Origin of the sequence: Piscinibacter gummiphilus (genome assembly GCF_032681285.1) — a bacterium.
Lineage (GTDB): Bacteria > Pseudomonadota > Gammaproteobacteria > Burkholderiales > Burkholderiaceae_C > Rhizobacter > Rhizobacter gummiphilus_A.
Genome location: NZ_CP136336.1, coordinates 2713219 through 2736665, shown reverse-complemented (window position 1 = coordinate 2736665; position 23447 = coordinate 2713219). Strand labels below are relative to the sequence as shown.

20 protein-coding genes are annotated in these 23447 nt (G+C 67.3%); 16 read left to right on the top strand and 4 right to left on the bottom strand.

The features are described from left to right. Nucleotides 1–11 precede the first annotated feature (11 nt). Genes RXV79_RS12850 through RXV79_RS12775 form a run of 16 tightly spaced genes read left to right on the top strand, consistent with a single transcriptional unit; the run spans nt 12 to nt 16586 of the window. Complete coding sequence (locus tag RXV79_RS12850; RefSeq protein ID WP_316703837.1) at nt 12–1313, top strand: MFS transporter; 1302 nt, start codon at nt 12–14, stop codon at nt 1311–1313. 20 nt (nt 1314–1333) lie between these two features. Beyond that, nucleotides 1334–1948 (top strand): LemA family protein, encoded by a 615-nt coding sequence (locus RXV79_RS12845; protein ID WP_257824189.1) that lies wholly within the window; start codon nt 1334–1336, stop codon nt 1946–1948. Between the two features lie 56 nt (nt 1949–2004). Further along, complete coding sequence (locus RXV79_RS12840; RefSeq protein WP_316704106.1) at nt 2005–2850, top strand: TPM domain-containing protein; 846 nt, start codon at nt 2005–2007, stop codon at nt 2848–2850. Between the two features lie 2 nt (nt 2851–2852). Then, entirely contained in the window at nt 2853–3350 is a 498-nt protein-coding gene (locus tag RXV79_RS12835) for a TPM domain-containing protein (protein ID WP_316703835.1), read from the top strand. A gap of 21 nt (nt 3351–3371) precedes the next feature. Beyond that, nucleotides 3372–4730 carry an MBL fold metallo-hydrolase gene (locus RXV79_RS12830; RefSeq protein WP_316703834.1) on the top strand — a complete coding sequence of 453 codons (1359 nt, stop codon included), beginning with the start codon at nt 3372–3374 and terminating at the stop codon, nt 4728–4730. A 10-nt stretch (nt 4731–4740) separates the two neighbouring features. Beyond that, nucleotides 4741–6264, top strand: a complete 1524-nt coding sequence (locus RXV79_RS12825) for a thymidine phosphorylase family protein (RefSeq protein WP_316703832.1) — start codon at nt 4741–4743, stop codon at nt 6262–6264. Then, nucleotides 6261–7160 carry a ribose-phosphate pyrophosphokinase gene (locus RXV79_RS12820; RefSeq protein ID WP_316703831.1) on the top strand — a complete coding sequence of 300 codons (900 nt, stop codon included), beginning with the start codon at nt 6261–6263 and terminating at the stop codon, nt 7158–7160. The genes RXV79_RS12825 and RXV79_RS12820 overlap by 4 nt, the downstream gene beginning before the upstream one ends. Next, nucleotides 7157–8323 (top strand): S1C family serine protease, encoded by a 1167-nt coding sequence (locus RXV79_RS12815; protein WP_316703829.1) that lies wholly within the window; start codon nt 7157–7159, stop codon nt 8321–8323. The genes RXV79_RS12820 and RXV79_RS12815 overlap by 4 nt, the downstream gene beginning before the upstream one ends. Nucleotides 8324–8383: 60 nt before the next feature. Continuing rightward, nucleotides 8384–9850 carry an arginine-ornithine antiporter gene (arcD, locus tag RXV79_RS12810; protein WP_316703828.1) on the top strand — a complete coding sequence of 489 codons (1467 nt, stop codon included), beginning with the start codon at nt 8384–8386 and terminating at the stop codon, nt 9848–9850. Nucleotides 9851–9893: 43 nt separating this feature from the next. Then, entirely contained in the window at nt 9894–11111 is a 1218-nt protein-coding gene (locus RXV79_RS12805) for an arginine deiminase (RefSeq protein WP_316703827.1), read from the top strand. A 36-nt stretch (nt 11112–11147) separates the two neighbouring features. After that, the gene (gene argF / locus RXV79_RS12800; RefSeq protein ID WP_316703826.1) at nt 11148–12146 is read left to right on the top strand and encodes an ornithine carbamoyltransferase; all 999 of its coding nucleotides are present in this window, start codon (nt 11148–11150) and stop codon (nt 12144–12146) included. A gap of 21 nt (nt 12147–12167) precedes the next feature. Further along, nucleotides 12168–13097: a carbamate kinase gene (gene arcC, locus RXV79_RS12795; RefSeq protein ID WP_316703824.1), complete on the top strand. Its 930-nt coding sequence runs from the start codon at nt 12168–12170 to the stop codon at nt 13095–13097. Further along, on the top strand, nt 13097–13768 hold the full coding sequence (locus RXV79_RS12790; RefSeq protein WP_316703823.1) for a DUF6629 family protein: 672 nt from the start codon (nt 13097–13099) through the stop codon (nt 13766–13768). Before arcC ends, RXV79_RS12790 begins: the two co-directional genes overlap by 1 nt. Then, entirely contained in the window at nt 13768–14460 is a 693-nt protein-coding gene (locus RXV79_RS12785; protein ID WP_316703822.1) for a class I SAM-dependent methyltransferase, read from the top strand. The genes RXV79_RS12790 and RXV79_RS12785 overlap by 1 nt, the downstream gene beginning before the upstream one ends. After that, entirely contained in the window at nt 14457–15512 is a 1056-nt protein-coding gene (locus RXV79_RS12780) for an NAD(P)-dependent oxidoreductase (protein WP_316703821.1), read from the top strand. Before RXV79_RS12785 ends, RXV79_RS12780 begins: the two co-directional genes overlap by 4 nt. 39 nt (nt 15513–15551) lie before the next feature. Further along, entirely contained in the window at nt 15552–16586 is a 1035-nt protein-coding gene (locus RXV79_RS12775) for a type II glyceraldehyde-3-phosphate dehydrogenase (protein WP_316703820.1), read from the top strand. 43 nt (nt 16587–16629) lie between these two features. Here RXV79_RS12775 and RXV79_RS12770 read toward each other — a convergent pair whose 3' ends face one another. Genes RXV79_RS12770 through RXV79_RS12755 form a run of 4 tightly spaced genes read right to left on the bottom strand, consistent with a single transcriptional unit; the run spans nt 16630 to nt 23424 of the window. Further along, the gene (locus RXV79_RS12770) at nt 16630–17766 is read right to left on the bottom strand and encodes a hypothetical protein (protein WP_316703819.1); all 1137 of its coding nucleotides are present in this window, start codon (nt 17764–17766) and stop codon (nt 16630–16632) included. 11 nt (nt 17767–17777) lie between these two features. After that, nucleotides 17778–20288: an ABC transporter permease gene (locus RXV79_RS12765; RefSeq protein ID WP_316703818.1), complete on the bottom strand. Its 2511-nt coding sequence runs from the start codon at nt 20286–20288 to the stop codon at nt 17778–17780. Continuing rightward, nucleotides 20285–20998, bottom strand: a complete 714-nt coding sequence (locus RXV79_RS12760; RefSeq protein WP_316703817.1) for an ABC transporter ATP-binding protein — start codon at nt 20996–20998, stop codon at nt 20285–20287. Before RXV79_RS12760 ends, RXV79_RS12765 begins: the two co-directional genes overlap by 4 nt. Further along, complete coding sequence (locus RXV79_RS12755; RefSeq protein ID WP_316703816.1) at nt 20995–23424, bottom strand: phosphoketolase family protein; 2430 nt, start codon at nt 23422–23424, stop codon at nt 20995–20997. Before RXV79_RS12755 ends, RXV79_RS12760 begins: the two co-directional genes overlap by 4 nt. Between the last annotated feature and the right edge of the window lie 23 nt (nt 23425–23447).

The window sequence follows — 23447 nt, the reverse complement described above, 5'->3', positions numbered from 1 at the left end:
AGATTGACTCGATGACGAACCCGCCCCGCATCGAACGGCAGCCGACCTCGCTCGGGCTGGGAGCGTGGCAACTCGCGTGGTTGGCGGCTGCTGTCTTCGTCGTCTCTGCAGGCTACGGGGCGTTGATGCCCTTATTGCCGGCCTGGCTCGCACCGCTGATGGCCGCGGATGGCCAAGCCGAAGTGGCGCGCCACGTCGGACTGCTCAGCGGCCTTTACGCTGCTGGGGTGCTGGTCGGTGCACCGCTGTGGGGCCTGGTCTCCGACCGCTGGGGACGGGGCCGCATTCTGGTGATCGGTCTGGTCGGTTACGTCACCAGCCTGCTTCCCCTTTTGTGGCCCGACTGGATCGGGCTCGCCGGCATCTACGCATCCCGAGGGGCCACCGGCTTCTTCGTGGCGGCAGTCGTCCCCGTGGTGCCTGCACTGGTCGCCGAACACACGCCGCAAGACCAGCGCGCGCGGCGCTTCGCGTGGCTCGGAGCGATGTCGTTGCTGGGCTTCCTGTTCGGCCCGGGCCTCAACGCCGCAGCCGCGCAGATGTCCACCACGCTCGCGAGCGTCGGCGCCGGCACCTTCGATCCAACGAATCTAGTCATCGTGACGTCGGCGGCCCTGGGCGCGCTGATGATGCTGGGGCTGGCAACCACCCTGCCCCGCGTCGCACCAGCCGCCGTCGATGACAACATCCAACCCCAGTCTGGCGACCGGAGGCGCACGATGGCGTTGTGGGGGCTGAACGGTGCGGTCATGTTCGTGCTGTCCGGCTTCGAGCTCGGCATCGTGCTGCAGGGTCAACAGCATCCGACGCTGTCGTCGCGCGAGATCTCACTGATGTTCGCCGAGTGCAGCCTCGTGATGCTCGGCGTCAACGCGCTGCTGTTTTTCACCGGGCTGCTCGAGCGGGCCGCCGGACGCGGTGTGATGGCGGCCGGGCTCGTGCTAGCCATCGCCGGCTTGGCGATGCTGGCGCAGCACCGCAGCGACGGCTGGATGTACATCGGCGTCAGCCTCACCGCGGCCGGCACCGGGCTCGTGCTGCCGACCATCTCCTACCTCGCGGCCGGAGCCTCCCGGCGACGGCGGCTGGGCGCCACGATGGGCGGGCTGGCCGCGGCAGCGGGCTTCGGCCAGACGCTCGGCTCGGCGGCCGCCGGCTGGCTCTTCGGTGCGGTGGCCCAGTTCAGCTTCGCCTGGCTCGCCCTGCCGCTGCTGGCGACGCTGGGCACCCTGATCGTGCGCCCCGCATGGTGGTCGACCGAGAGTCAGCCACCGCATTCGCCACGTGTTTCTCCCGCCCCCCTTCCCAAATGACAACACCAGGAGCCCGAACCATGCACCACTTCTTCGTCGCCCTTCTTGCCGCGCTGACGCTCGCGCTGTCCGGCTGTGGCTACAACACCTTCCAATCGACAGACGAGCAGATCAAGGCCAGCTGGTCCGAAGTGCTCAATCAGTACCAGCGCCGCGCCGACCTGATCCCCAACATTGTTGCCACCGTCAAAGGCGAGGCGAACTTCGAACAGGAGACGCTGACCAAGGTGGTCGAGGCGCGTGCCAAAGCCACCTCAATCCAGGCCACGCCCGAGTTGGTCAACAACCCCGAGGCCTTCGGCAAGTTCCAGGCTGCGCAGGGTCAACTGACGAGTGCGCTGTCGCGGCTCCTGGTCGTCAGCGAGAACTACCCCAACCTGAAGGCCAACCAGGGCTTCCAGGATCTTCGTGTGCAGCTCGAGGGCACCGAGAACCGCATCACCGTGGCCCGTGGCCGCTACGTGAAGGCTGTGCAGGACTACAACGTGGCCGTCCGCACCTTCCCGAGCAACCTGACGGCGATGGTGTTCGGCTATGGCGCCAAAGCCAATTTCAGCGTCACCGACGAGGCGACGCTCGCGGTTCCGCCGAAGGTCGATCTGGGCGGCATCGGTGCCTCGGGTGCCAAGAAGTGACAAACGCCGTTGCTCCGGTCGGACGCTACGTGCGTCGGCTCGCCGCGCTCCTGTTCATGTGCGCGGCGGGGCTCGGCGCGGCGGCTCAGGATCTGCTCCCAGTGCCGCCGCTGAAGGCACGTGTGACCGACCTCACCGCCACGCTGACGCCGCAGCAGAACACCGCGCTTGAGCAGTCGCTGCGCGCCTTCGAGGAGCGCAAGGGAACACAGATCGCGGTGCTCATCGTTCCCACCACGCGACCCGAGGCGATCGAGCCGTTCGCCCTGCGGGTCGTTGAGCAGTGGAAGCTGGGGCGCCGCAAGGTCGATGACGGTGCGCTGCTGCTCGTCGCAAAGGAAGATCGCGCGGTGCGTCTGGAGGTTGGCTACGGCATTGAGGGTGCACTCAATGACGCGACTGCCGCGCGAATCATCAGCGAAGCCATCACTCCGCGGTTCAAACAAGGTGACTACTACGGCGGCATCAGCGCAGCAGTCGAATCGATGGTGCGTGTCCTCGATGGCGAGCCGTTGCCTGCCGCGACGGGGCTGGGAACGCCGCAGGGCGACAACGCCATTGGGCAGATATGGCCCCTGCTCTTCATCGGCGCGCTGGTGCTCGGTGGCGTATTGCGGCGGGCGATAGGCCGCATCCCCGGGGCGCTGGCGGCCGGTGGCGTGCTTGGAGTGGTCGCTTGGTTCGCGCTCGGCACCCTGGCGGTCGCCGCGGCTGCGGGGCTGACCGGCTTCTTCGTCACGCTGCTGGGGATCGGCATGGGTGGCCACGGCGGCATGCACGGGCACGGCGGGCGTCGGGGCGGTGGCTTTGGTGGAGGCGGAGGCGGCTTTGGCGGAGGCGGCGGCGGTTTTGGCGGAGGCGGCGGCGGTTTTGGCGGCGGCGGTGCCTCCGGAAGGTGGTGAGCATGAATATCACACGACTCCTCCGCCATTTGGCAACGACATCGATTGGCACGCACCGAGCCTTCCCCGCCTCCGCGCTGCGCTCTATCGAGCAAGCGATCGCCGCGAGCGAAGCCTCACACGCGGGCGAACTGCGTTTCGTGGTCGAAGGCGCGCTCGACACGCTGCCGCTGCTTCGTGGCCAGACGGCGCCCCAACGCGCCATCGAACTCTTCGCCCAACTGCACGTCTGGGACACCGCCTGCAACACCGGCGTGCTGATCTACGTATTGCTCGCGGACCACCGCGTCGAGATCGTCGCCGACCGAGGCATCCACGCCAAGGCCGGTGCCGAGGCCTGGTCTGCGATCTGCCGTGGCATGGAAAGCCAATTCTCCGCAGGCGAATTTGGCAGCGGCGCGGTCCATGGCATCAAAGCCGTCACTTCGTTGTTGACGCGCCATTTCCCACTTCAACCTGGCGACCGCAACGAGCTGCCCGACGCGCCGCTCGTGCTCTGAACACCATCACAAGGACAACCCATGCAACTGCAATTCCTCGGTGCCACCGGCACCGTCACCGGGTCGAAGTACCTGCTGCGCCACGAGGGTGCGACCGTGCTCGTCGACTGCGGTCTTTTCCAGGGCTACAAGCAATTGCGCCTGCGCAACTGGGCGCCGATGCCCGTGACGGCCGCGGACATCGACGCGATCGTTCTGACCCACGCCCACATCGACCACAGCGGCTACTTGCCGCTGCTTGCGCGGCAAGGTTTCAAGGGCAAGGTTTATTGCACGGAGGCAACCTACGAGCTGTGTCGCATCCTGCTGCCCGACAGCGGCCATTTGCAGGAAGAAGAAGCCGAGTACGCCAACCGGCGTGGCTACTCCAAACACAAGCCTGCGCTGCCGCTCTACACCCGCGAGGATGCCGAGCGCTGCCTGAAACAGTTCGTGCCCCGGCCCTACGGCACCCCATGGAGCCCTGCTCCCGGGCTCCAGGGACGTCTGGATCCGTCTGGGCACATGCTGGGCTCGGCCTTTGTGAAAATCGACGACGGTCGTCGCTCGATCCTGTTTTCCGGCGACATCGGACGACCCAATGATCTTGTGCTGGTGGCGCCGGCACGCGTCCCGGGGGCCGACTACGCGGTGGTCGAATCAACCTACGGCGACCGCCAACACGAGGCAAGCGACCCGCTGCTCAAGCTCGGCGAGGTGATCAACCGCACGGCGGCCCGCGGCGGCACCGTGGTGATCCCGGCGTTCGCCGTGGGGCGGGCGCAGAACCTGATGTACTGCATCCACTTGCTCAAGGAGCGCGGCGTCATCCACCACCTGCCGGTCTATCTCGATAGCCCGATGGCCACCGATGCGACACGTATCTACCACGCGCACCGCGACGAGCACCGCCTGAGCCCCGAACAGTGCGAGGCGATGTGCCATGCGGCAACCATCGTCAACAAGCCCGATGACTCGCGGGCGCTGAGCGCACGGCGTGGGCCGATGGTCATCATCTCCGCTAGCGGCATGGCCACAGGCGGGCGCGTCGTTCACCACCTCAAGGCCTTTGCGCCCGACCGTCGCAACACGATCTTGTTCGCGGGCTACCAGGCTGGCGGTACCCGCGGCGCCGCCATCCTGCAGGGCGCCTCCTCGGTGCGCATTCACGGAGAGGACGTTCCGATCAACGCCGAAGTGGCAGCGCTGGACAGCCTGTCCGCGCATGCTGACGCCGGCGAAATCCTGCAGTGGCTCAGCGGCTTTGAACGGCCCCCGACGCAGACCTTTGTCACGCATGGAGAGCCAGGGCCAGCCGATGCCATGCGCTCGCGCATTGAGCGAGAGCTGGGCTGGCCGTGTCGCGTGCCCGACTATCTGGAAACCGTCGACCTGACCTGACGGAGCGAGCATGACGCACGAACATATCAGTCACGCCTCCGTCACCATGAGCGCACGCCGCGTGGGTGTCGACACCTACCAGGAACTGGTGGTCTACATGCGGCGCGACTGCGCGGTGTGCCGCTCCGAGGGTTTCACCGCGCAGGCCCGGGTCCAGCTCGACTGCGGCCCGCGCCGAATCATTGCGACGCTCAACGTAGTCGACGACTGGCTGGCCGAAGGCCAGGCGGGGCTATCGGAATCGGCCTGGGCTGCTCTGCAGCCGACAGAGGGCGCGTCGCTGCTTGTGTCGCATGCACCGAGCCTTGATTCGCTGAGCCATGTTCGCGCGAAGGTCTATGGCCACCGCCTCGGTGGCGACGCTTTCCGCGCCGTTGTCGGCGACATCACCGCCGGCCGCTACTCCGACCTGCACCTGGCAACTTTCATCACCGCGTGCGCTGGCGACCACCTCGACCTTGCAGAGACTGTCTCGTTGACGCGAGCGATGATCGACGTGGGCGACCGGCTGGACTGGGGCCGCGGCAGGGTCGTCGACAAACATTGCGTCGGTGGCCTGCCAGGCAACCGCACGACGCTGCTCGTCGTGCCCATCGTCGCGGCCTGCGGTCTGACGATGCCCAAGACCTCGTCGCGTGCGATCACCTCCCCTGCCGGCACGGCCGACACGATGGAGGTGCTGGCACCGGTCGACCTCGACATTGCCGCGATGCGCCGCACGGTGGAACGAACCGGTGCCTGCATCGTCTGGGGCGGATCGGTCCGGTTGAGCCCGGCCGACGACATCCTGATCCGTGTCGAGCGCCCGCTCGATCTCGACAGCGAGGGACAGCTGGTCGCCTCCGTGCTGTCCAAGAAGGCGGCCGCTGGCTCAACTCACGTGCTGATCGACCTGCCGGTGGGGCCGACAGCCAAGGTTCGCAGCGCCGAGGCCGCGCAGACACTCGGGCGCCGGCTCGTCGAGGTCGGCCGGGCCATCGGATTGGAGGTGGCATTGCGCGTCACCGACGGTCTGCAGCCCGTCGGGCGCGGCATCGGCCCCGCGCTGGAAGCGCGCGACGTGCTGGCCGTTCTGCGTCGCCAAGCTGACGCACCGGACGATCTGCGGCAGCGCGCGTTGCGTCTGGCCGGCGACATTCTCGAGCTGGGCGGTGCCGCGCCAGCGGGTACCGGCCTGGATCTGGCAACCGAAGTGCTCGCCGACGGACGGGCCTGGGCGAAGTTCGCCGCCATCTGCGAAGCCCAAGGGGGCCTGCGCGAGGTGCCGCTGGCATCGCACCGGCGGGTCATCGAGGCCCCATCAGGGGGGCGCATCACGGCGATCGACAACCGCGTGCTGTCGCGCGCCGCCAAGCTCGCCGGCGCGCCGAAGGCAGCGGCCGCGGGTGTCGACGTGCATGCCCGGCTCGGCGACATCGTGCGGCCCGGACAACCACTCTTCACGCTGCATGCGCAGGCTCCGGGGGAACTGGCTTACGCGCGGCAGTACATCGAAACCCGGCCCCCCATCTTTCAAATCTCGGAGGTGTCTTGAAACCGATCGTCTTTCATCTGCCCGGCGACGAGGCCTTTGCCAACCGGTTGGTGAGCACGCTTCAGGCCGAGCCGGCCGGGCTGGAACTGCACCGCTTTCCGGACGGCGAGTCGTTGGTCCGCCTGGATGCGGACGTCACGGGCCGGACCGTCGTGCTCACCTGCAGCCTAGCGCGGCCCGACGAGAAGACGCTGCCGCTGCTGTTCGCGGCCGACGCCGCGCGAGACCTTGGCGCCGCGAAGGTGCTGCTCGCAGCGCCCTACCTCGCCTACCTGCGGCAGGATCGGCGCTTCCATGCCGGCGAGGCCGTGACGTCGCGCTCCTACGCGGCGCTGCTGTCGACCGCTTTCGATGGACTCGTGACGGCCGATCCGCACCTGCACCGCTACCACGCACTCGACGAGATCTACCGCATCCCGACGCGCGTCGTGCACACGGCGCCGCTCATCGCCCGCTGGGTCGCGACACACGTCGAGCGCCCGCTGCTGATCGGCCCCGACTCGGAGAGCGAGCAATGGGTCGCGGAAGTCGCCGCCGCCGCGGGCGCGCCCTGGATCGTGCTGCAGAAGATCCGCCGCGGTGACCGCGATGTCGAGGTCAGCCTGCCGGATGTGTCGGCCTGGCGGGACCGCCAGCCGGTGCTGGTGGACGACATCGTCTCGAGCGCACGCACCATGATCCAGGCCGTGGCCAGCGTGCGCCGCGTCGGATTGCCGGCGCCGGTGTGCATCGGCGTGCATGCCCTGTTCGCACCGGCTGCGTACGAGGAACTGCTGGCCAGCCGGCCGGCCCGCGTGCTCACCTGCGACACGGTTCCTCACGCATCCAACGAGATCAGCGTCGTCGAACCGTTGGCACACGCCTTGGAGGAGTTGATGGGGGAAATCGCATCGTGAACAACAGCCGACCGTCCCTTGCATGGCGGCTGTGGCTGCTCATCGCGCAGGTGATCGCGGTGTCGGCCGGGCTGCTGATCGCCTGGAAGGCTTTCGGGCCCGAGCCCATGACGCCGACACGCACCGATGTCGTGGCGCTGCGAGAGGCGCCGCACGCCGACACCTCGGCGTCGGGGCCAAACGGCAAGACCGTCATGACGCGCCTTGAAGGGGGCTTCCGCGCGGCGGCTGCCAAGGCCTCGGCCTCGGTCGTCAACATCTACACGCGCAAGGCCCCACCACGACAGCCGCCCGAATGGCTGAGACCCTATGGCGGCGCCGACGAAGAGGCGGCGCAGGGCCAATCCAGCCTGGGCTCCGGGGTCATCGTCGCCACCCAGGGTTTCATCCTGACCAACAACCACGTTGTCGACGGCGCCGATGAGATCGCCGTGATGTTGCCGGGCGGCAAGGTGGCCGAGGCACGCGTCGTCGGCACCGACCCCGACACCGACCTCGCGGTGCTGCGTGTCGAGGCCAAGGGCTTGCAGCCGATCACATTCGCCGATCCGGCCTCGGTGCAGATCGGTGACATCGTGCTGGCCGTTGGCGATCCGTTCGGCGTGGGCCAGACGGTGACGCAGGGCATCGTCAGCGCGACGGGCCGCAACCGGCTCGGCATCAACACCTTCGAGAACTTCATCCAGACCGACGCAGCAATCAACCCCGGCAATTCGGGCGGCGCGCTGGTCGACACATCCGGCCACCTGGTGGGCATCAACACCGCGATCTATTCGCGCAGCGGCGGATCGCAAGGCATCGGCTTCGCGATCCCGGTCAGCCTGGCGCGGCAGGTGATGGAACAGATCATCGCCACCGGCCGCGTCAGCCGCGGCTGGCTCGGCGTGAGCGCCCGCGACGTGATCCACGAGACGACTGGTGCGGCGGTCGGCGCTGCGCTCGTCGCCGTGCAGCGCGGCGGCCCGGCCGAACGCGCGGGCTTGCGTGCCGGCGACACCGTCGTCTCCATCAACGGCAAGCCGATCGGTGACACCGCATCCCTGGTCAACGAAACGGCATCGCTCAGCCCCGGGAGCACGGCGCAGTTCAAGGTGCTGCGAGGTCCGGAGGCGGTGTCGCTGGCCGTCGAGCTGGGTCAGCGCCCCGTTGTGCGCAGGCAGTGATGCAAACACCGCCTGCTGTGCAATTCGTTCCATCACCCGCAAACTACGAGAGAGACCCCTATGAGCACATACACCCCTGAAGCAGCCGACGCGGCCTTGCCATCTCGGCAGGCGGCTCGCACCAACGACCGACTCGGCCTCGGATTGCTGACCGCCCTCGTCGTTGGATCCATCCTTGGCAGCGGCATTTTCGGACTCCCGCAGAACATGGCCTCCGGAGCGTCAGCGGGAGCGATTCTGATCGGCTGGCTCATCACTGGCATCGGCATGCTCGCACTCGCCCGGGTCTACCAGATGCTCGCGCTGCGCAAGCCGCAACTGAACAATGGCATCTATGTGTATGCACGCGAGTCCGCGGGCCACTACGTCGGTTTCAACTCGGCATGGGGTTACTGGGTCAGTGCATGGATTGGCAACGTAGGCTACCTCGTCGCCGCCTTTGGAGCGCTCGGCTACTTTTTCCCGTCCTTCGGCGACGGAAACACGGCGGCCGCCGTGGCGGGTGCGTCGATCGTGCTCTGGCTCGTGCACTTCATGGTGCTTCGAGGCATTCGCGGCGCGGCGGTCCTCAACGCAGTGGTGACGCTCGCCAAGGTGCTGCCACTTCTGTTGTTCATTGCTCTTGTTGCGACCGCCTTCCGCTTGGAGACCTTCAACATGGAGTTCTGGGGCAGCGCGAAGCTCGGCAGCACCTTCGATCAGGTCAAGAGCACGATGCTTGTCACCGTCTGGGTCTTCATCGGAATCGAAGGGGCCAGTGTCTACTCTGCCCGCGCGCGCCGCCGTGAGGACGTCGGTCGAGCCACCGTCCTCGGCTTCATCGTGACGCTGGTCTTGTTGATGGCCGTCTCGCTTCTGTCGCTGGGCGTGCTGCAGCAGCCCGAACTTGCCGGCCTGAAAAATCCTTCGATGGCTGGCGTACTTGAGAAGGCTGTCGGCACGTGGGGCGCCGTGCTCATCTACGGCGGTCTGATCGTCTCCGTCGGAGGCGGCTTCCTGGCGTGGACCCTGCTGGCCGCAGAATCCTTGTTCTCGCCCGCCACCGACGGCGTGATGCCCAGCGGTCTCGCGCGCCAGAACGCCCAAGGCGTGCCCGCGAATGCACTGTGGTTGACCAGCGCGATGGTGCAAGTTTTCCTGCTTGTGGCCCTGTTCTCCAAAGCCTCGTACCTGGCACTGATCTCGCTGTCAACGGCGATGATCCTGCTGCCGTACCTGTTCAGCGCGGTCTACGGCGTGATGCTCGCAGTCAGGAGAGAGGGGGCTGCCGGCAGCATCCACCGGTCGGACCTGGCCGTCTCAGCTCTGGCCGCTCTCTACTGCGTCTGGCTGTTGTACGCCGCGGGTCCAAAGTACCTGCTGTTGAGCTCGTTGCTGTATGTGCCAGGCGCGGTGTTGTACGTGCTGGGCAGGCGTGAGCAGCGCGCGCGCCCCTTCAAAGGCTTCGAACTCGGGCTTGCCGCCATCTTGTTGCTGCTGGCAGCAGTGGCCGCCTACTTGTTAGCCAGTGGCGGTCTCAGCCTGTGAACCAATTCCCTTTCGCAACCTTTGATCCGACAGGAGCTTTCACATGACACTCGGAGCATTTTCTGAGGTAGGTCAATTGCGCAAGGTGCTTGTCTGCAGGCCAGGGCTCGCCCAGGCCAGGCTGACACCCGCCAACTGTCGCGAGCTGCTTTTTGACGACGTGCTCTGGGTCTCCCAGGCGAAGAACGATCACCACGCCTTCACCAACGTGATGACCGAGCGAGGCGTCGAGGTGCTCGAGCTGCACGACCTGCTGGCCAGCGTTGTGGCCCAACCAACCGCACGCGCATGGTTGCTCGATCGCAAGCTCGGCGAGGATTTCATCGATCCCGAGGCGGCGGCTGGATTGCGCCCCTGGCTTGAGTCGCTGCCACCCAATCGCCTGGCCGAACATCTGATAGGAGGGCTCCTTCGAGGCGAGGTCCCCGTCGCACTGGAAGGACTGGCCGCGCATTGCCTGTCGCCCTCAGACTTCCTGCTCCCGCCGCTGCCGAACACGTTGTTCACCCGCGACTCCAGTTGCTGGGTCTACGGCGGCGTCGTGCTGAGCCCGATGTTCTGGCCGGCGCGGCGCCAGGAGACGCTGCTGCTGACTGCGATTTACCGCTTCCATTCGGCATTCCAGGGTCAGGTGGTCGAGTGGTGGGGCGACCCCGACCGCGGCCACGGGATGGCCTCGCTGGAAGGTGGGGATGTGGCTCCGCTCGGGAACGGCATCGTGCTGGTCGGGATGGGGGAACGCACCTCGCCACAGGCGGTCAGTCAACTGGCACGCCGCCTATTTCAAAGCGGAGCGGCCACGCATCTCATAGCCGCCCGCATGCCCAAGTCTCGTGGCGCGATGCACCTGGACACTGTGCTGACATTCTGCGACGTCGATCTCGTGACCACATTTCCAGGGGTCGTCTCCGAAATCAGGGCGCACAGCCTGAGGCCGGGTGACAAAGAGGGAAGCCTGGACGTCCGAGCCGAACCCGGGCCGTTCCTTGATGTCATCTCGCAAGCGTTGAAACTGAAACGCCTGCGGGTGGTCACGACAGGGGGAGATGCTTACGAAGCCGAACGTGAACAGTGGGATGACGGCAACAACCTGCTCGCTCTCTCCCCCGGCGTGGTGGTTGCCTACAACCGCAATGTTTACACCAACACGTTGCTGCGCAAAGCAGGCGTCGAGGTCATCACGATCCCCAGCGCGGAACTGGGCCGCGGTCGTGGAGGCAGCCACTGCATGTCCTGTCCGATCGAGCGAGACCCCGTCTGAGCTATCACCGCTACCCATCAACACCAAGGAACACCCATGAGCTTCAATCTGCGCAATCGCAGCTTGCTTGACCTCGAGGATTTCGAGCCACGAGACATCCGCTTCCTGCTCGACCTGTCGGCGGAGCTGAAGCGCACCAAGTACGTCGGCAACGAACACCAACGCCTGAAGGGCAAGAACATCGCCCTCGTTTTCGAGAAGGCGTCGACGCGAACGCGTTGCGCGTTCGAGGTCGCGGTTCACGATCAGGGTGGGCACGTCACCTACATCGACCCGGCGGGCTCGCAGCTGGGTCACAAGGAGTCGTTGAAGGACACGGCCCGCGTGCTCGGACGCATGTACGACGGCATCGAGTACCGCGGCTTCCACCAGAGCGTCGTTGAGGAACTCGCCCGCTTCTCCCACGTTCCGGTGTGGAACGGTCTCACCGACGAAGCGCATCCGACGCAGATTCTGGCGGACCTGTTGACGATGGAAGAGTTCGGCCAACAGCCGCTTCACCAGATGTCCTTCTGCTACCTCGGCGACGCCCGATTCAACATGGGCTGCTCCCTCCTGGTCGGTGGTGTCCAGATGGGCATGGACGTGCGAATCGCCGCCCCTGAAGCGCTGCGCCCTCCAGAGGAGTTGGTAGCCAGGATGCGTGCGCTGGCCCAAAGGACCGGAGCCCGAGTGACGATCGAATCCGAACCACGACTCGCAGTATCAGGAGCGGATTTCCTCTACACCGACGTGTGGGTTTCCATGGGCGAGCCGCAGGAGGTCTGGAAAGACCGCATCGACCAGCTGCTGCCGTACCAGGTGAACAGCGACCTCTTGGCCGCCACTGGCAATCCGCGAACCCGCTTCATGCACTGTCTGCCGGCGTTGCACAACCTCGACACCGAAGTCGGCCGCTGGGTTCATGAGCAATTCGGCCTCAGGGAGCTTGAGGTGACGGACGAGGTTTTCGAGTCAGACGCCTCGATCGTCTTCACCCAGGCCGAAAACCGCATGCACACCATCAAGGCCGTGCTCGTCGCGACACTCGGCTGAAATGCCGCAGAGGGATACCACATGAGAATCGTCGTCGCCCTGGGAGGCAACGCGCTGCTGCGCCGAGGGGAGCCGCTGACCTCGGAGAATCAGCTCGCCAACATCCGCCGCGCGGCGGGACAGCTGGCCCGGATCGTGGAAGGAAACGAGCTTGTGCTGACCCACGGCAACGGCCCGCAGGTCGGCCTGCTCGCGCTGCAGGCAGCCGAGCAAGCAACAGGGGAAGGGTTTCCGTTGGACGTGCTGGGCGCGCAAACCGACGGGATGATCGGCTACCTGCTGGAGCAGGAGCTGAGCAACATCCTCCCGTCGCAGGTGATCGCAACGCTCCTGACTCGTGTTGAGGTCGATCCTTCCGATCCGGCGTTCACCTCCCCGACCAAGCCCATTGGCCCTGTCTACACGGCCGCCGATGCTGAACGCATCGGCCACCAGCACGGGTGGGCGATGGCACCGGACGGCAAGGGTGTCCGCCGTGTGGTCGCATCGCCATCGCCACAGCGTGTGCTCGGCCTGCAGCCGATCCAGTGGTTGCTTTCACACGGGACGCTGGTGATCGCAGCCGGCGGCGGTGGCATTCCGGTCGCGGCGATGGGGGACGGCCGGGCACTGCGAGGAGTCGAGGCGGTGATCGACAAAGATCTTTGCAGCAGTCTGCTGGCACGCCAGCTAGGGGCTGACTGTCTCGTGATCGCGACCGACGTCGATGCTGTCTACCTGGATTTCGGTACACCGACCCAACGCGCGTTGCGCCAAGTGGACGTCGAAGCGCTTGCCGAGATGCGGTTCCCTGCTGGCTCCATGGGCCCGAAGGTCGAGGCGGCCCGCGCCTTTGTGGCGAACACCGGGCGCCGCGCCGTCATCGGTTCGCTGGATCACATCGAGGCCATGGTGCAGGGCCGTGCGGGCACCGAAGTCGTTCCAGCGGGCAGCCGCGAAAGGAGCGCCTGATGTGCTTCTCTGCCGAAGCCAGTTTCACCGCCGGCGTCGTGCTGCTGATCGTCGGTACGGTCACCGTGCGGCGAGCGCGGACGCGCTCGGAGTTGCCGTACGCCTGGATCCCCGTCCTCTTTGGCATTCAGCAGCTGCTTGAAGGCGCTCTGTGGCTGACCTTCCCGGACCGCGCGCCGCTTCTCAACACCGTGCTGACGCACGCCTACTCGTTCTTCTCGCATGTGCTATGGCCGATCTACGTGCCGCTGGCCGGACTGGCGCTGGAGACCGTGCCTTGGCGGCGGCGGGTTCTGATCGCCTTTGCCATCGCGGGCAGCGCCGTGGGCCTGTACCTGCTGGCCACGCTGTTCACGCTGCCGATCGTGGCGACCGTAACCGGCCAGCACATCGCCTATGAGTCGCCGCACTTCTATGCGCTGGCGGCGATGTCGCTGTACCTGCTGGGCACCTGCGCAAGCCTGATGTTCTCCAGCCACGTGCGGGTCCTTGCTTTCGGCGTGGCTGCGTTCGTCTCCGCGGTGGCGGCCTACGCCTTCTACGCCACCTGGTTCATCTCGGTGTGGTGCTTCTTCGCCGGGGTGCTCAGCGTCGTCGTGCTTCTGTACTTCACCGATGGGCGCCGAACCGCGCGGGTTCCCGTTGCGAGCCGGGAACTGGAGGCGCGTTGATGGGCGGGACGAAGGGCTTCACGCCCGCGCTCGGCTTTCACGCCCTCACGCCGCTGTACGACCGCGTGGTGGCACTGACGACGCGCGAGCGTACCTTCAAGCAGGCGCTGCTTGACCAGGCAACCATCGAGCCCGGCCACCAGGTGCTGGATGTGGGCTGCGGCACCGGCACGCTGGCCATCGAGGCGCAGCACCGACAGCCGGGCGTGCAGATGTCGGCGCTCGATGCAGATCGAACGGTCCTCGACATCGCAAGGCGCAAGGCACGGCGTGCCGGCGCGGAGATCGTGTTCGACCTGGGCCGCTCGTCCGCCCTGCCCTACGCTGACGAACGATTCGACCGCGTCGTGTCGAGCCTCTTCTTCCACCATTTGTCATGGGGTGGCAAGCTGCTGACCGCGCGCGAGATGCTTCGCGTGCTGCGTCCCGGCGGAGAACTCCACGTCGCCGACTGGGGTCGCGCGGGCGGCCCGTTCAGCCGGACCGCGTTCCTGGCGGTCCAGTTGCTAGATGGCTTCGACACCACGAGCGACAACGTCGCCGGAATGCTGCCGGTGCTGTTCGCCTCCGCGGGCTTCCACCAGGTTGAGGAAACGCGCCGCATTCCCACCGCTCTTGGCATCGTCTCGCTGTACCGGGCGGTCAAAGGCGCCGCCGCCCGGGCCCAACGTTCGGCCGGGGACATGGCATGAACGCTACGCCCGGCGAGTCCGTGTCGCCTGAGCCGCCGGCCGCAGGCAGTCCGCCCGGGGCCTTGCGCGTGCTCTTCTTGGACGTCGCCGCCGATGACCAGGCCATGCTCGAAGCGCTGTGCCCGCGCTTGTGGTGGTCGCGCTTCGCGCACGACACTCAGGTTGACGAGAACGACGGCGCCGCGGCGCTGGCCCAGGTGCTGTGCGTGTTCGTCCGCACACCGGTAACACGCGAGTTGCTGCAGCGCATGCCGGCGTTGCAGCTGGTGGCGACGCGTTCCGCCGGCGTCGACCACGTCGACCTCGACGCCTGCCGCGAACGCAACATCGCGGTCGTCCATGTGCCCGACTATGGGGCCGCCACGGTAGCGGAGCACACATTCGCGCTGTTGCTGGCGCTCGCCCGCCACCTGTTCGAGGCACGCGCCCGGGCTCTCAGGGGCAGCTTCTCGTACCGCGGCCTCACCGGCTTCGAGCTGGAAGGCAAGGTGCTGGGGGTCGTCGGCTGCGGTCGTATCGGAACACATGTGGCACGTATCGCCCGGGGCTTCGGGATGAAAGTCCTGGCCTTTGACCCGCGTCCGGAAGTCGCGATCAGCCTCGGCATCGACTTGGTCGGATGGTCCGAACTGCTCGAACGCAGTGACATCCTGAGTCTCCACGTGCCGCTGACCCCGGAAACGCACCACCTGCTGGACGACAACGCCTTCGCCCGCATCAAACCCGGTGTCGTGCTGCTCAACACCGCGCGGGGCGGTTTGATCGACGAAGAAGCGTTGCTGCGCGCGCTCGACCGCGGCGCCGTTTCTGCGGCCGGCCTCGACGTGCTTGAGCACGAAGGCGGCACCTCGCCTGAAGCGCCGATGGGCTGCGAAGGCCTGGGCTGCGACCGCGGCTGGGAAACGTCGCATCCGCTGCTGAGTCACCCTCGCGTGCTCGCAACACCCCACGTCGGCTTCAACACCCGCGAGGCGGTCGCGCGCATCCTGCACGAGACCATCGACAACATTGCGGCGTGGCAAGCCGGCCAGACGCGACACCGCGTGCCCTGACATGGGCGACCGCAGCGAGACCACTGCAAAGGAGTATTCATGGACAGGATCAGGGTTGCCATCAACGGCTACGGGGTGATCGGAAAGCGCGTGGCCGACGCAGTTTGCTTGCAGGATGACATGGCGCTCGCCGGTGTGGCCGACGTCGCCAACGACTACCGCATACAGGTGGCAGCCCAGGCCGGACTGCCGGTGCACGCGGCCACGCCGCAGGCCGACGCACCCATGCGCGCGGCCGGCATCGCGGTTGTGGGCGGCCTCGCCGAACTGCTCGCAAAATCCGACGCCGTCGTCGACTGCACGCCGAAGAAGGTGGCCGCAGTCAACAAGAGGGTGTACGAGGAAGCCGGCGTCAAGGCCATCTTCCATGGCGGAGAATCGCATGCGCTCACCGGTCATTCCTTCGTCGCCCAGGCGAACTACGCGTCTGCCTTCGGGCGCTCGTCGACGCGCGTCGTGTCGTGCAACACGACATCGATCGTTCGCACCCTCGGAGCGCTGCGAACGGCAGGACTGCTGAAACGTGCGCGCGGTACGCTGATCCGGCGCGCCTCCGACCCCTGGGAAGCGCATGCCGACGGCATCGTCAACACGGTGGTCCCCGAGAAAGTCATTCCGAGTCATCAGGGTCCGGACGCCCGCACCGTCATCCCGGATCTCGACGTCGTGACGATCGCCGTGAAGGCCGCACACAACTCCAGCCACCTGCACACCTGGTGGGTGGAATTGACTCGGCCTGCAACGCGTGACGAGGTGCTCGGTGCATTCCGCGCGGTGCCACGTATTGCGTTCGTGCGTTCGTCGGACGGGATCGTGGCACTGAACAGCACGGTCGAGCTGATGGCCGACCTTGGCCGCCCGCGCGGCGATATGTGGGAGGTAGCGCTGTGGGAGGATGTGCTGGCCGTCGATGGCGACCAGGCGTATTACACCTACCAGGTCTTCAACCAGGCGATCGTGGTCCCCGAAACCATCGATGCGATCCGGGCTCTGACGGGTCTCGAGATGGACCCGGTGAAGTCGATCGCGAAGACCGACGCGTCACTGGGAATGCGGCGCGACTTCCTGCGCTGACGCGGCAGGCTGGAAGCGTCCCTTGAGTACGCCTCGTTGCCGGTCAGAAGAACCACTGGGCTTGCCCTTGCCACGCGGCCGGAGTGACACCGAATTCACTGTTCCTTCCTCCTCGGAAGCCCTGCGCACCCACGGTCAGGTCGAGGTCTGGGCGAACCGACCACACCAGGCGGCTGTCCACGACCCGGCTGCGGTCATCGGCGTTGAACACGGCGTACGTCACCCACTTCAGCAGCGGCGTCACCTCGTACGACGCGATCAACCCGACATAGCGGGTCGCCAGACTGGAGACGCGGCCTGCCCTCAGACTGGCCCGGTCGTAGGCGGAAGGGTCGCGCGCGCCGGCGCCGTTGTAGTAGCCCTCGGCGCTGAGCGTGAGGCCGTTCGTGAATGCATAGTCGATGCCCACCACCAAGCGGTTGAACATGGCCCCGGAGGGCGGCCGCAGGCGCGCCACCTCCCCGCGAATGCCCGCCGTGCCGATCTGGCCGGCCAGATCCATGCCGATCACTTCGAGCCCGAGCAATCTGCCAACGACCAGCGAAACGTCCGCTCCGACCGCATTGCCGTGCCACTGCAACGCTCGGCTCGCAGGCCCCCGGTCAGGGGCTGGTGCGTAGACCAGAGACGCCCTTGACAGCGGCCCGAGCTTGGCCTCGACAAGCACGGCGTCGAGGCCGACACGCTCGTCCCGTTCCAGCGCCAGTGGATTGATCGGGTTGAGGATGTCCAGCGGACTCCAGAAGCGTCCGGTGCCCCAAGCGATCCGCTGGCGCCCAACCCGAACGTCCACATTGCCGGCTGTCGCGGTGACAGCGGCCCGGTAGAGGCGATGGCGACCATAGGCATCGCCTCGGTCCAGATAGTTCGCGTCGGCGCGCCAATATTGCGGCGGCGCAATGCCCTTGGTGGCTTGGAACTCCGCCGTATCCAGGTAGCTGCCGAACAGAAGTTCGTTGTCGTACTGCAGGTCAAGTGCGAAGCCCGGGGCGACGTCACCCTTGGCCTCGACGCGCAGCCGGTTCAGGCTCAGCCCATACGCTTCGCCATTCACGGTACGTGAGCGCACGAACAGGCTCTTCGCGCTACCCGTTAACCCCAACCCCTCGGCCTGCGCAGGCGCGCCGACGAAGAGCGCCGCCACCAGCATGATCAAGCCGGCAAACTGCGCGGGCAGCATCGCGCAGCGCATCACGTATGGCGGATAGCGGCAGTCGGGTCGAGCCGTGCGGCCCGTGACGCCGGGTAGAGCGACACCGCGACGCTAGCCAGGAACAGGCCGATGCCGGGTCCGACAAGGCTCGCCCATTCGAGCCGCGGGTAGACGATGCCGGTGAGCCCGGGAATCGCGCTGTAGTCCTTGTAGAAGCGCGACAGGTCCAGGCCCACGCTGCCGAACGCCGACACGATGGCCGCGCCCACCGCATAACCCACGACCGAGGCCAGCAGCATCAGCGCCACCGTTTCGTAGACGACCATGCGAACGATTGCATCGGGTGGTGTGCCGAGCGCCATCATCACGCCGAACTCGCGAGTCCGCTCGGCCACGGCCATGAAAACGGTGTTCATCACCGCCAGCGCCACGACGAGGAAGAAGACCGCAACGATGACGGTGCGGATGGCACGCACCAAGCCCACCATGTCCGCCACGCGTGTCAGCAACTCCGGCCAGGTCGAGGCCACGAGGCCACGGCTCGCCACCACCGGCGCCAGTTGGCGGGCCACGGCGTCTACCTGGGATCGGTCCACGAGCCTCAGGTTGACCGATGAGACCCGGTCGCCGAGGCCGAGCATGCGTTGCGCTGCCGGCAAGGTGACGAAGACCATGGCACCGTCGAACGAACTGCTCTCGGTGGCGAAGATGCCGCGCACGCGGAATGCAGCCGTTCCGAGTTCGCCGGCCAGCCCCGGTGCCATGATGACGATCTTCTCGCCAAGCCTTGCGCCGATCTTCTCGGCCAGCCGCCGGCCGATGACGATGTCGCGTTCGGCACCGCGCGCGAGTGGCGTGCCCTCGACGAAGGTTCGGTGCAGGATGGTGATGCTCGGCTCGAGATCAGGGTCGACGCCATAGAGCATCACCCCCACCGACTTCGTTGCGCTGCTGACCAGCGCCTGCGCCTGCACGCGTGGCGCCGCCGCAGCGACGCCAGGCATGGTCTGCGCCGCCTTCAGGACGCCGGCGGCGTCCTCGAAGGCCAGCTCGGGTGCCAAGTCTCGTCGCAGGCCCTGGCGCTCGATCTGCAGGTGGCCCGTGAGGTAGCCGGTCGAGTTGCCGACGATCTGCTCGGCGAAGCCGTCGAAAAAGCCGTACAGGAAGACGTAGGCCACGATCGCGAAGGCAGCGGCGAAGGCCGTGATGGCGCTGCGCTTGCGATTGCGCAGCAGGTTGCGCGTGGCGATCAACACGAAGACGGGCCACCGGCTGCGCCGGGCCGGTGCTGGTTCGGCCCGTCCCCCCATGCGCGCCTTGCCGCGGTCGCCGATGCCGCGGATCGCGGCGACCGGCTCCAGCGTGGCGGCCCGGAACGCTGGGTAGAGCGCCATCAGGAGCGCGATCAAGAACACCATCGCCGAGATGAACAGGCTGCGTTCGGCGCGCACCGCCGGATAGATGACATCCTCCAGTCCGGGCATGGTTCGAAGGCCGGCCGCGAACGCGCCGAGATCAATGCCGATCCGGCCGAACGCCGCCGTGGCGCCCAGCCCGACCGCGTTGCCGAGCAGCAGCCCGGCCGCGCCGAGCAGCGCCGCCTCCGCGAGCACGAGCCGGAACAGCAGCGACTGGCTGGTGCCCAGCGCGAGCATGATGCCGAACTCGCGCGTGCGCTCGAGCACCGCCATCAACACCGGGTTGGCCACGCCGGCGGCCACCATCACAAAGAAGATCGTCAGCACCACGATGCCCATCACTTCGTGGAATCGTGTGCTGACCGCCACCATCGGCAGCAGCACCGGCCAGCCCACCACCTCGTGGTCGGAACCGACACGGATGGACAGGCTCTCGGTGGCCGCAGCCAGCGCGCCCCGGTCGCGCAAGCGCACCGCGACGGCCGTCACGGCACTCGGCGCGGCAAGGAAGTCGCGCATCACCGCCATCGGCATCACGGCGACATAGCCGTCCAGATCGTCGATCTTCGTGCGGAACACGCCGCGGACGGGCACCCGAGCGCTCGCCACCGAGCCGTCGTAGGCCTGGCCTACCAGGACCAGGTCGTCTCCGGCGCGCAGGGCCAGGGCCCCGGCCAGATCCGCGCCGATCAGGATGCCGCTGTCGCCCGGCCCGTCGAGGTCGCGGCCGTCGACGATGGCCTTGGACAGATCACTGACCGCAGACTCACCCGCCGGATCGACGCCGAAGGCCATGATGCCGCGCGAGCGGTCCGCGCGGCTCGCGAGCACGGTCGTTTCGAGCCGGACCGTTGCCGCGGCCACAGCGGGGTCGGCACGTACCGCCGCGAGCACGCGATCGCCGGCCTCGATGGCGCGGTCCAGGCTCGGGTCGTCGTGGTAGCCCTTCAGGTGCACCTGCGCATCGGTGGCGAAGTAGCGCGTGGTGTTGTTCACCATCTGGCGGTTCTGGCCGTCTATGAACCCCCAGAGAAAGGTCAACGCGGCGAGTCCGACCGCGATCGACAGCACCGTGATGCCGGAGCGGCGGCGGTTGCGCATGACGTTGCGCAGCGCCAGCTTCCAGATCATGACGCTGCCTTTCGCTCGTCGGCCTCGATGCGGCCGTCGCGCAGGCGGATCACGCGGCGGGCGCGCTCGACCACCATCGGGTCGTGCGTCGAGAAGACGAATGTGGTGCCCTGCTCTTCGTTCAGGCGGCGCATCATGTCCATCAGCGCCGAGCCCGACTGCGAGTCGAGGTTGGCGGTCGGCTCGTCGGGCAGCACGATCATCGGCCGCGCGGCGATGGCGCGCGCCACCGCCACACGCTGCTGCTGGCCGCCTGACAGTTCATTGGGCCGGCGGTTCTCGAGACCCTCCAGGCCGAGCTCGTGCAGCAGGCGCATCGCCTCCTGGCGGCGGCGTTCCTCGTCGACACCTTGCAGCAGCATCACGTACTCGACGTTCTCGAGCGCGGAGAGCACCGGCACCAGGTTGTATTCCTGGAACACGAAGCCGATGTGGCGCAGGCGAACCTCGGCGAGCGCCTTGCGGCCCAGGGACGTGATCTCCTGATCGCCGACCCAGATGCGACCGCTCGTCGGGCGGTCGAGCCCACCGATGAGGTTCAGCAGCGTCGTCTTGCCGGAGCCGGAGGGCCCGACCAGGGCCACGAAGTCGCCCTCCAGGATCTCGACGCTGGTCTCGTGCAGCGCCGGCACCGGGATGCTGTCGCGCTGGTAGATCTTCGTAGCCTTGTCGACACGGACGATGGCGCAGGGCATCGACATGGGCTTCATTCCGAAGTCATCACGATGTGCGGATCGCCGAGCCCGCGCACGGCCGCCCATTCGTCGGTGCTGAGCACTTGCGCCGGATCGATGCCAAGCGCGGAAGCGGCCTCGGCCACCACGTGAGCCCATGTGCAGCGGTTCGCGAACAGCATGCCGGCGACATCGAGCGTGCCGCCCCGGGCGATATAGCCCAGCGCGCGGGTCTGCTGCGGCCCGGTGTCAACGCGGCGGAGTACGCCGAGCGTGGGTTCGGGCCGCATGTGCGAGACGATGACGCGCGCCGCGGCTGCGGCAGGGAAGAGTTGCCCCAGTGCCGAATCGCCGACCACGAACGCGCGCTCGCGCGCGTCGCGCGGCAGCCGGAAGCGGCCGGGCTCGACAACGCAGGTGACCGCAGTGCGATGCCCGGCGGCATCGAGCCGGTGCGCTGCCAGCAGCGCCTGCTGCAGCTGGTACGCGCCGATGGCGATCAGCAGCACCTGGGGAGCCTCGCAGGCCTTGACCACGCAGGCCCCCTCTTCGACCAGGCGCTGCGCCTGCTCGCCGGTCAGGCGGTTGGCCATCGGCCGCTTGGGCACGACAAGGGTCCAGAACTGCCCATGGGTGCCGTAGGCAGCACGCAGCGCGGCTGCCGCGCTGTTCGCATCGACGGGGAACAGCACGCGCGCGGTGTCCGACATCTCGCCCAGCAGCGCTTCGGCCAAGGTCGGGTCCTGGTGCGACTGCTCGTTCTTGCCGTTCTCCCATGTGTGCGAGGTGGCCACCGTGACGATCGACAGCCACCCCTGCGGACTGCCCGCCTCCGCCTGGTGGCGGGCGAACAGGATCTCCTGGCGCAGCGCGCCGAGCATCTTGACGGCGAAGGCCTCATAGGAGACCACGAGGTTGATGCCACCCTTGTTGCCGAGGGCCGCGCTGACCACCGCCTCCTCGTTGAGCGCGGTGATCACCGCGCCGTCCACCGCCTCCGCCAGGCCGGGCTCGGGCGCGAAGACACGGTGCTTCAGCAGGTCCAGGGTCTGGCCCATCCGGTTGCTGCGCAGTTCGTCCGGGTTGCCGACACGCGGGCGCAACTGGGGGTTTGCCTGCACGATGGCGGCAAAGGCCCCGTCCAGCGCGCCCATCGGGGACACTTGGCCCGCGCCGACGGCGTGCCATTGCGCCGCAGGCAACGCGGGTGCGTCGACCTGCCGGTGCGCCAGCGCGTGGTCGCGCTCGAGCGGGCGCTGCTGGTCCCGATGACGGCAGAGCACGGCTACCGCCTCGTCGAGTTCGCCAGCTGGCACGAACAACGCACGCGCGCCCTCGTTGAACTGCTGCCGCGCGAATGCGTCGATGCGTGGATTGCCGGCCAGCGGCAGATTGTGGGCGGCGTTCATCCCCGCACCGGGAAAGCCGAAGCCCTTCGGTGCCTCGGCGACGGTGTAGTGCAGCGGCACCGGGTACTGGATGCTGCCGGTGGCGACAGCTGCCGCGCAGGCCGCGAGCCGCTCCTCCATCGCATGCACGGCCCACGCGAACGCGGCCGGGTCGGTGCCGTCGATCTCCATCGGGTCGAAGCCGTTCAGGCGCAGGTGCTGTTGGAACCACTCCTGACCGCCCTGCTGCTGCATCGTGCTGCGTTGCTCGATGCGGCGTCCGTTGAGGATCATGAAGGGGGCGACGAAGCCGCAGTCCTCGGCGCGCCACCAGCGCGGTGCCCAATCGCTGCCGCGCTGCTCTTCGAAGGCACCGTCGCTGAGGAACACCACCAGCCGCTCGCCCGGCAGCGGCATGTGCACGTACTGCAGCTCCGCGAAGCCGAGGTACCCGCCCTCGGACAGGCCCCCGGCGGTGTTCGGCCCGACGTGGCTGCCCAGCGGCGAGGCCGGCCGCCCGGCCGCGTCGATCGCGTAGCTGTAGAAGTCGCGGGCAAAGCGCGTCAGCCCGCTCTCGCTTCGGTCGTAGCGTTCGGCGTGCCGCGGCGTCATGTTGCCGACGAGCAGATTGCAGGCGTCGATCCCCGCCACGCAGTGACCCTGCCCCATCAGCCAGCCGCGCGTCAGGCCGCTGAGCGCGTTCGCGGCCAGGTAGCCGACGTAGGCCGGCACGATGTTCAGCGAGCCGCCCGTGTGGCCTTCGGGCGTTCCCTTGAAGTCCTCGGGCGCCATCTCTCTCCCGTCCGGATGGACCTTGTCGGCGTAAGTCATGTGCACGGTCAGCCACATGCCGGCCGCCGCGAGACGGTCCGCCGCCCACAGCGTGCGGTAGACGCTGGCCGTGTCGCCCGCCTTGCCGCCGGCGACCAGCACCTGTGCGAGATCGTGCACGCGCAGTTGAGTCTGGTCGTTGTGCACGATGGGTCCGAACCCGCGCGCCCAGCGAGCGAAGTCGGCATCGCTTTCACGGAACAGCCGCACGCGCTCGGCGACCCAGGGAAGCTTGTGGTTCATGGTGTGTGTCGGTTGGAGTGGCA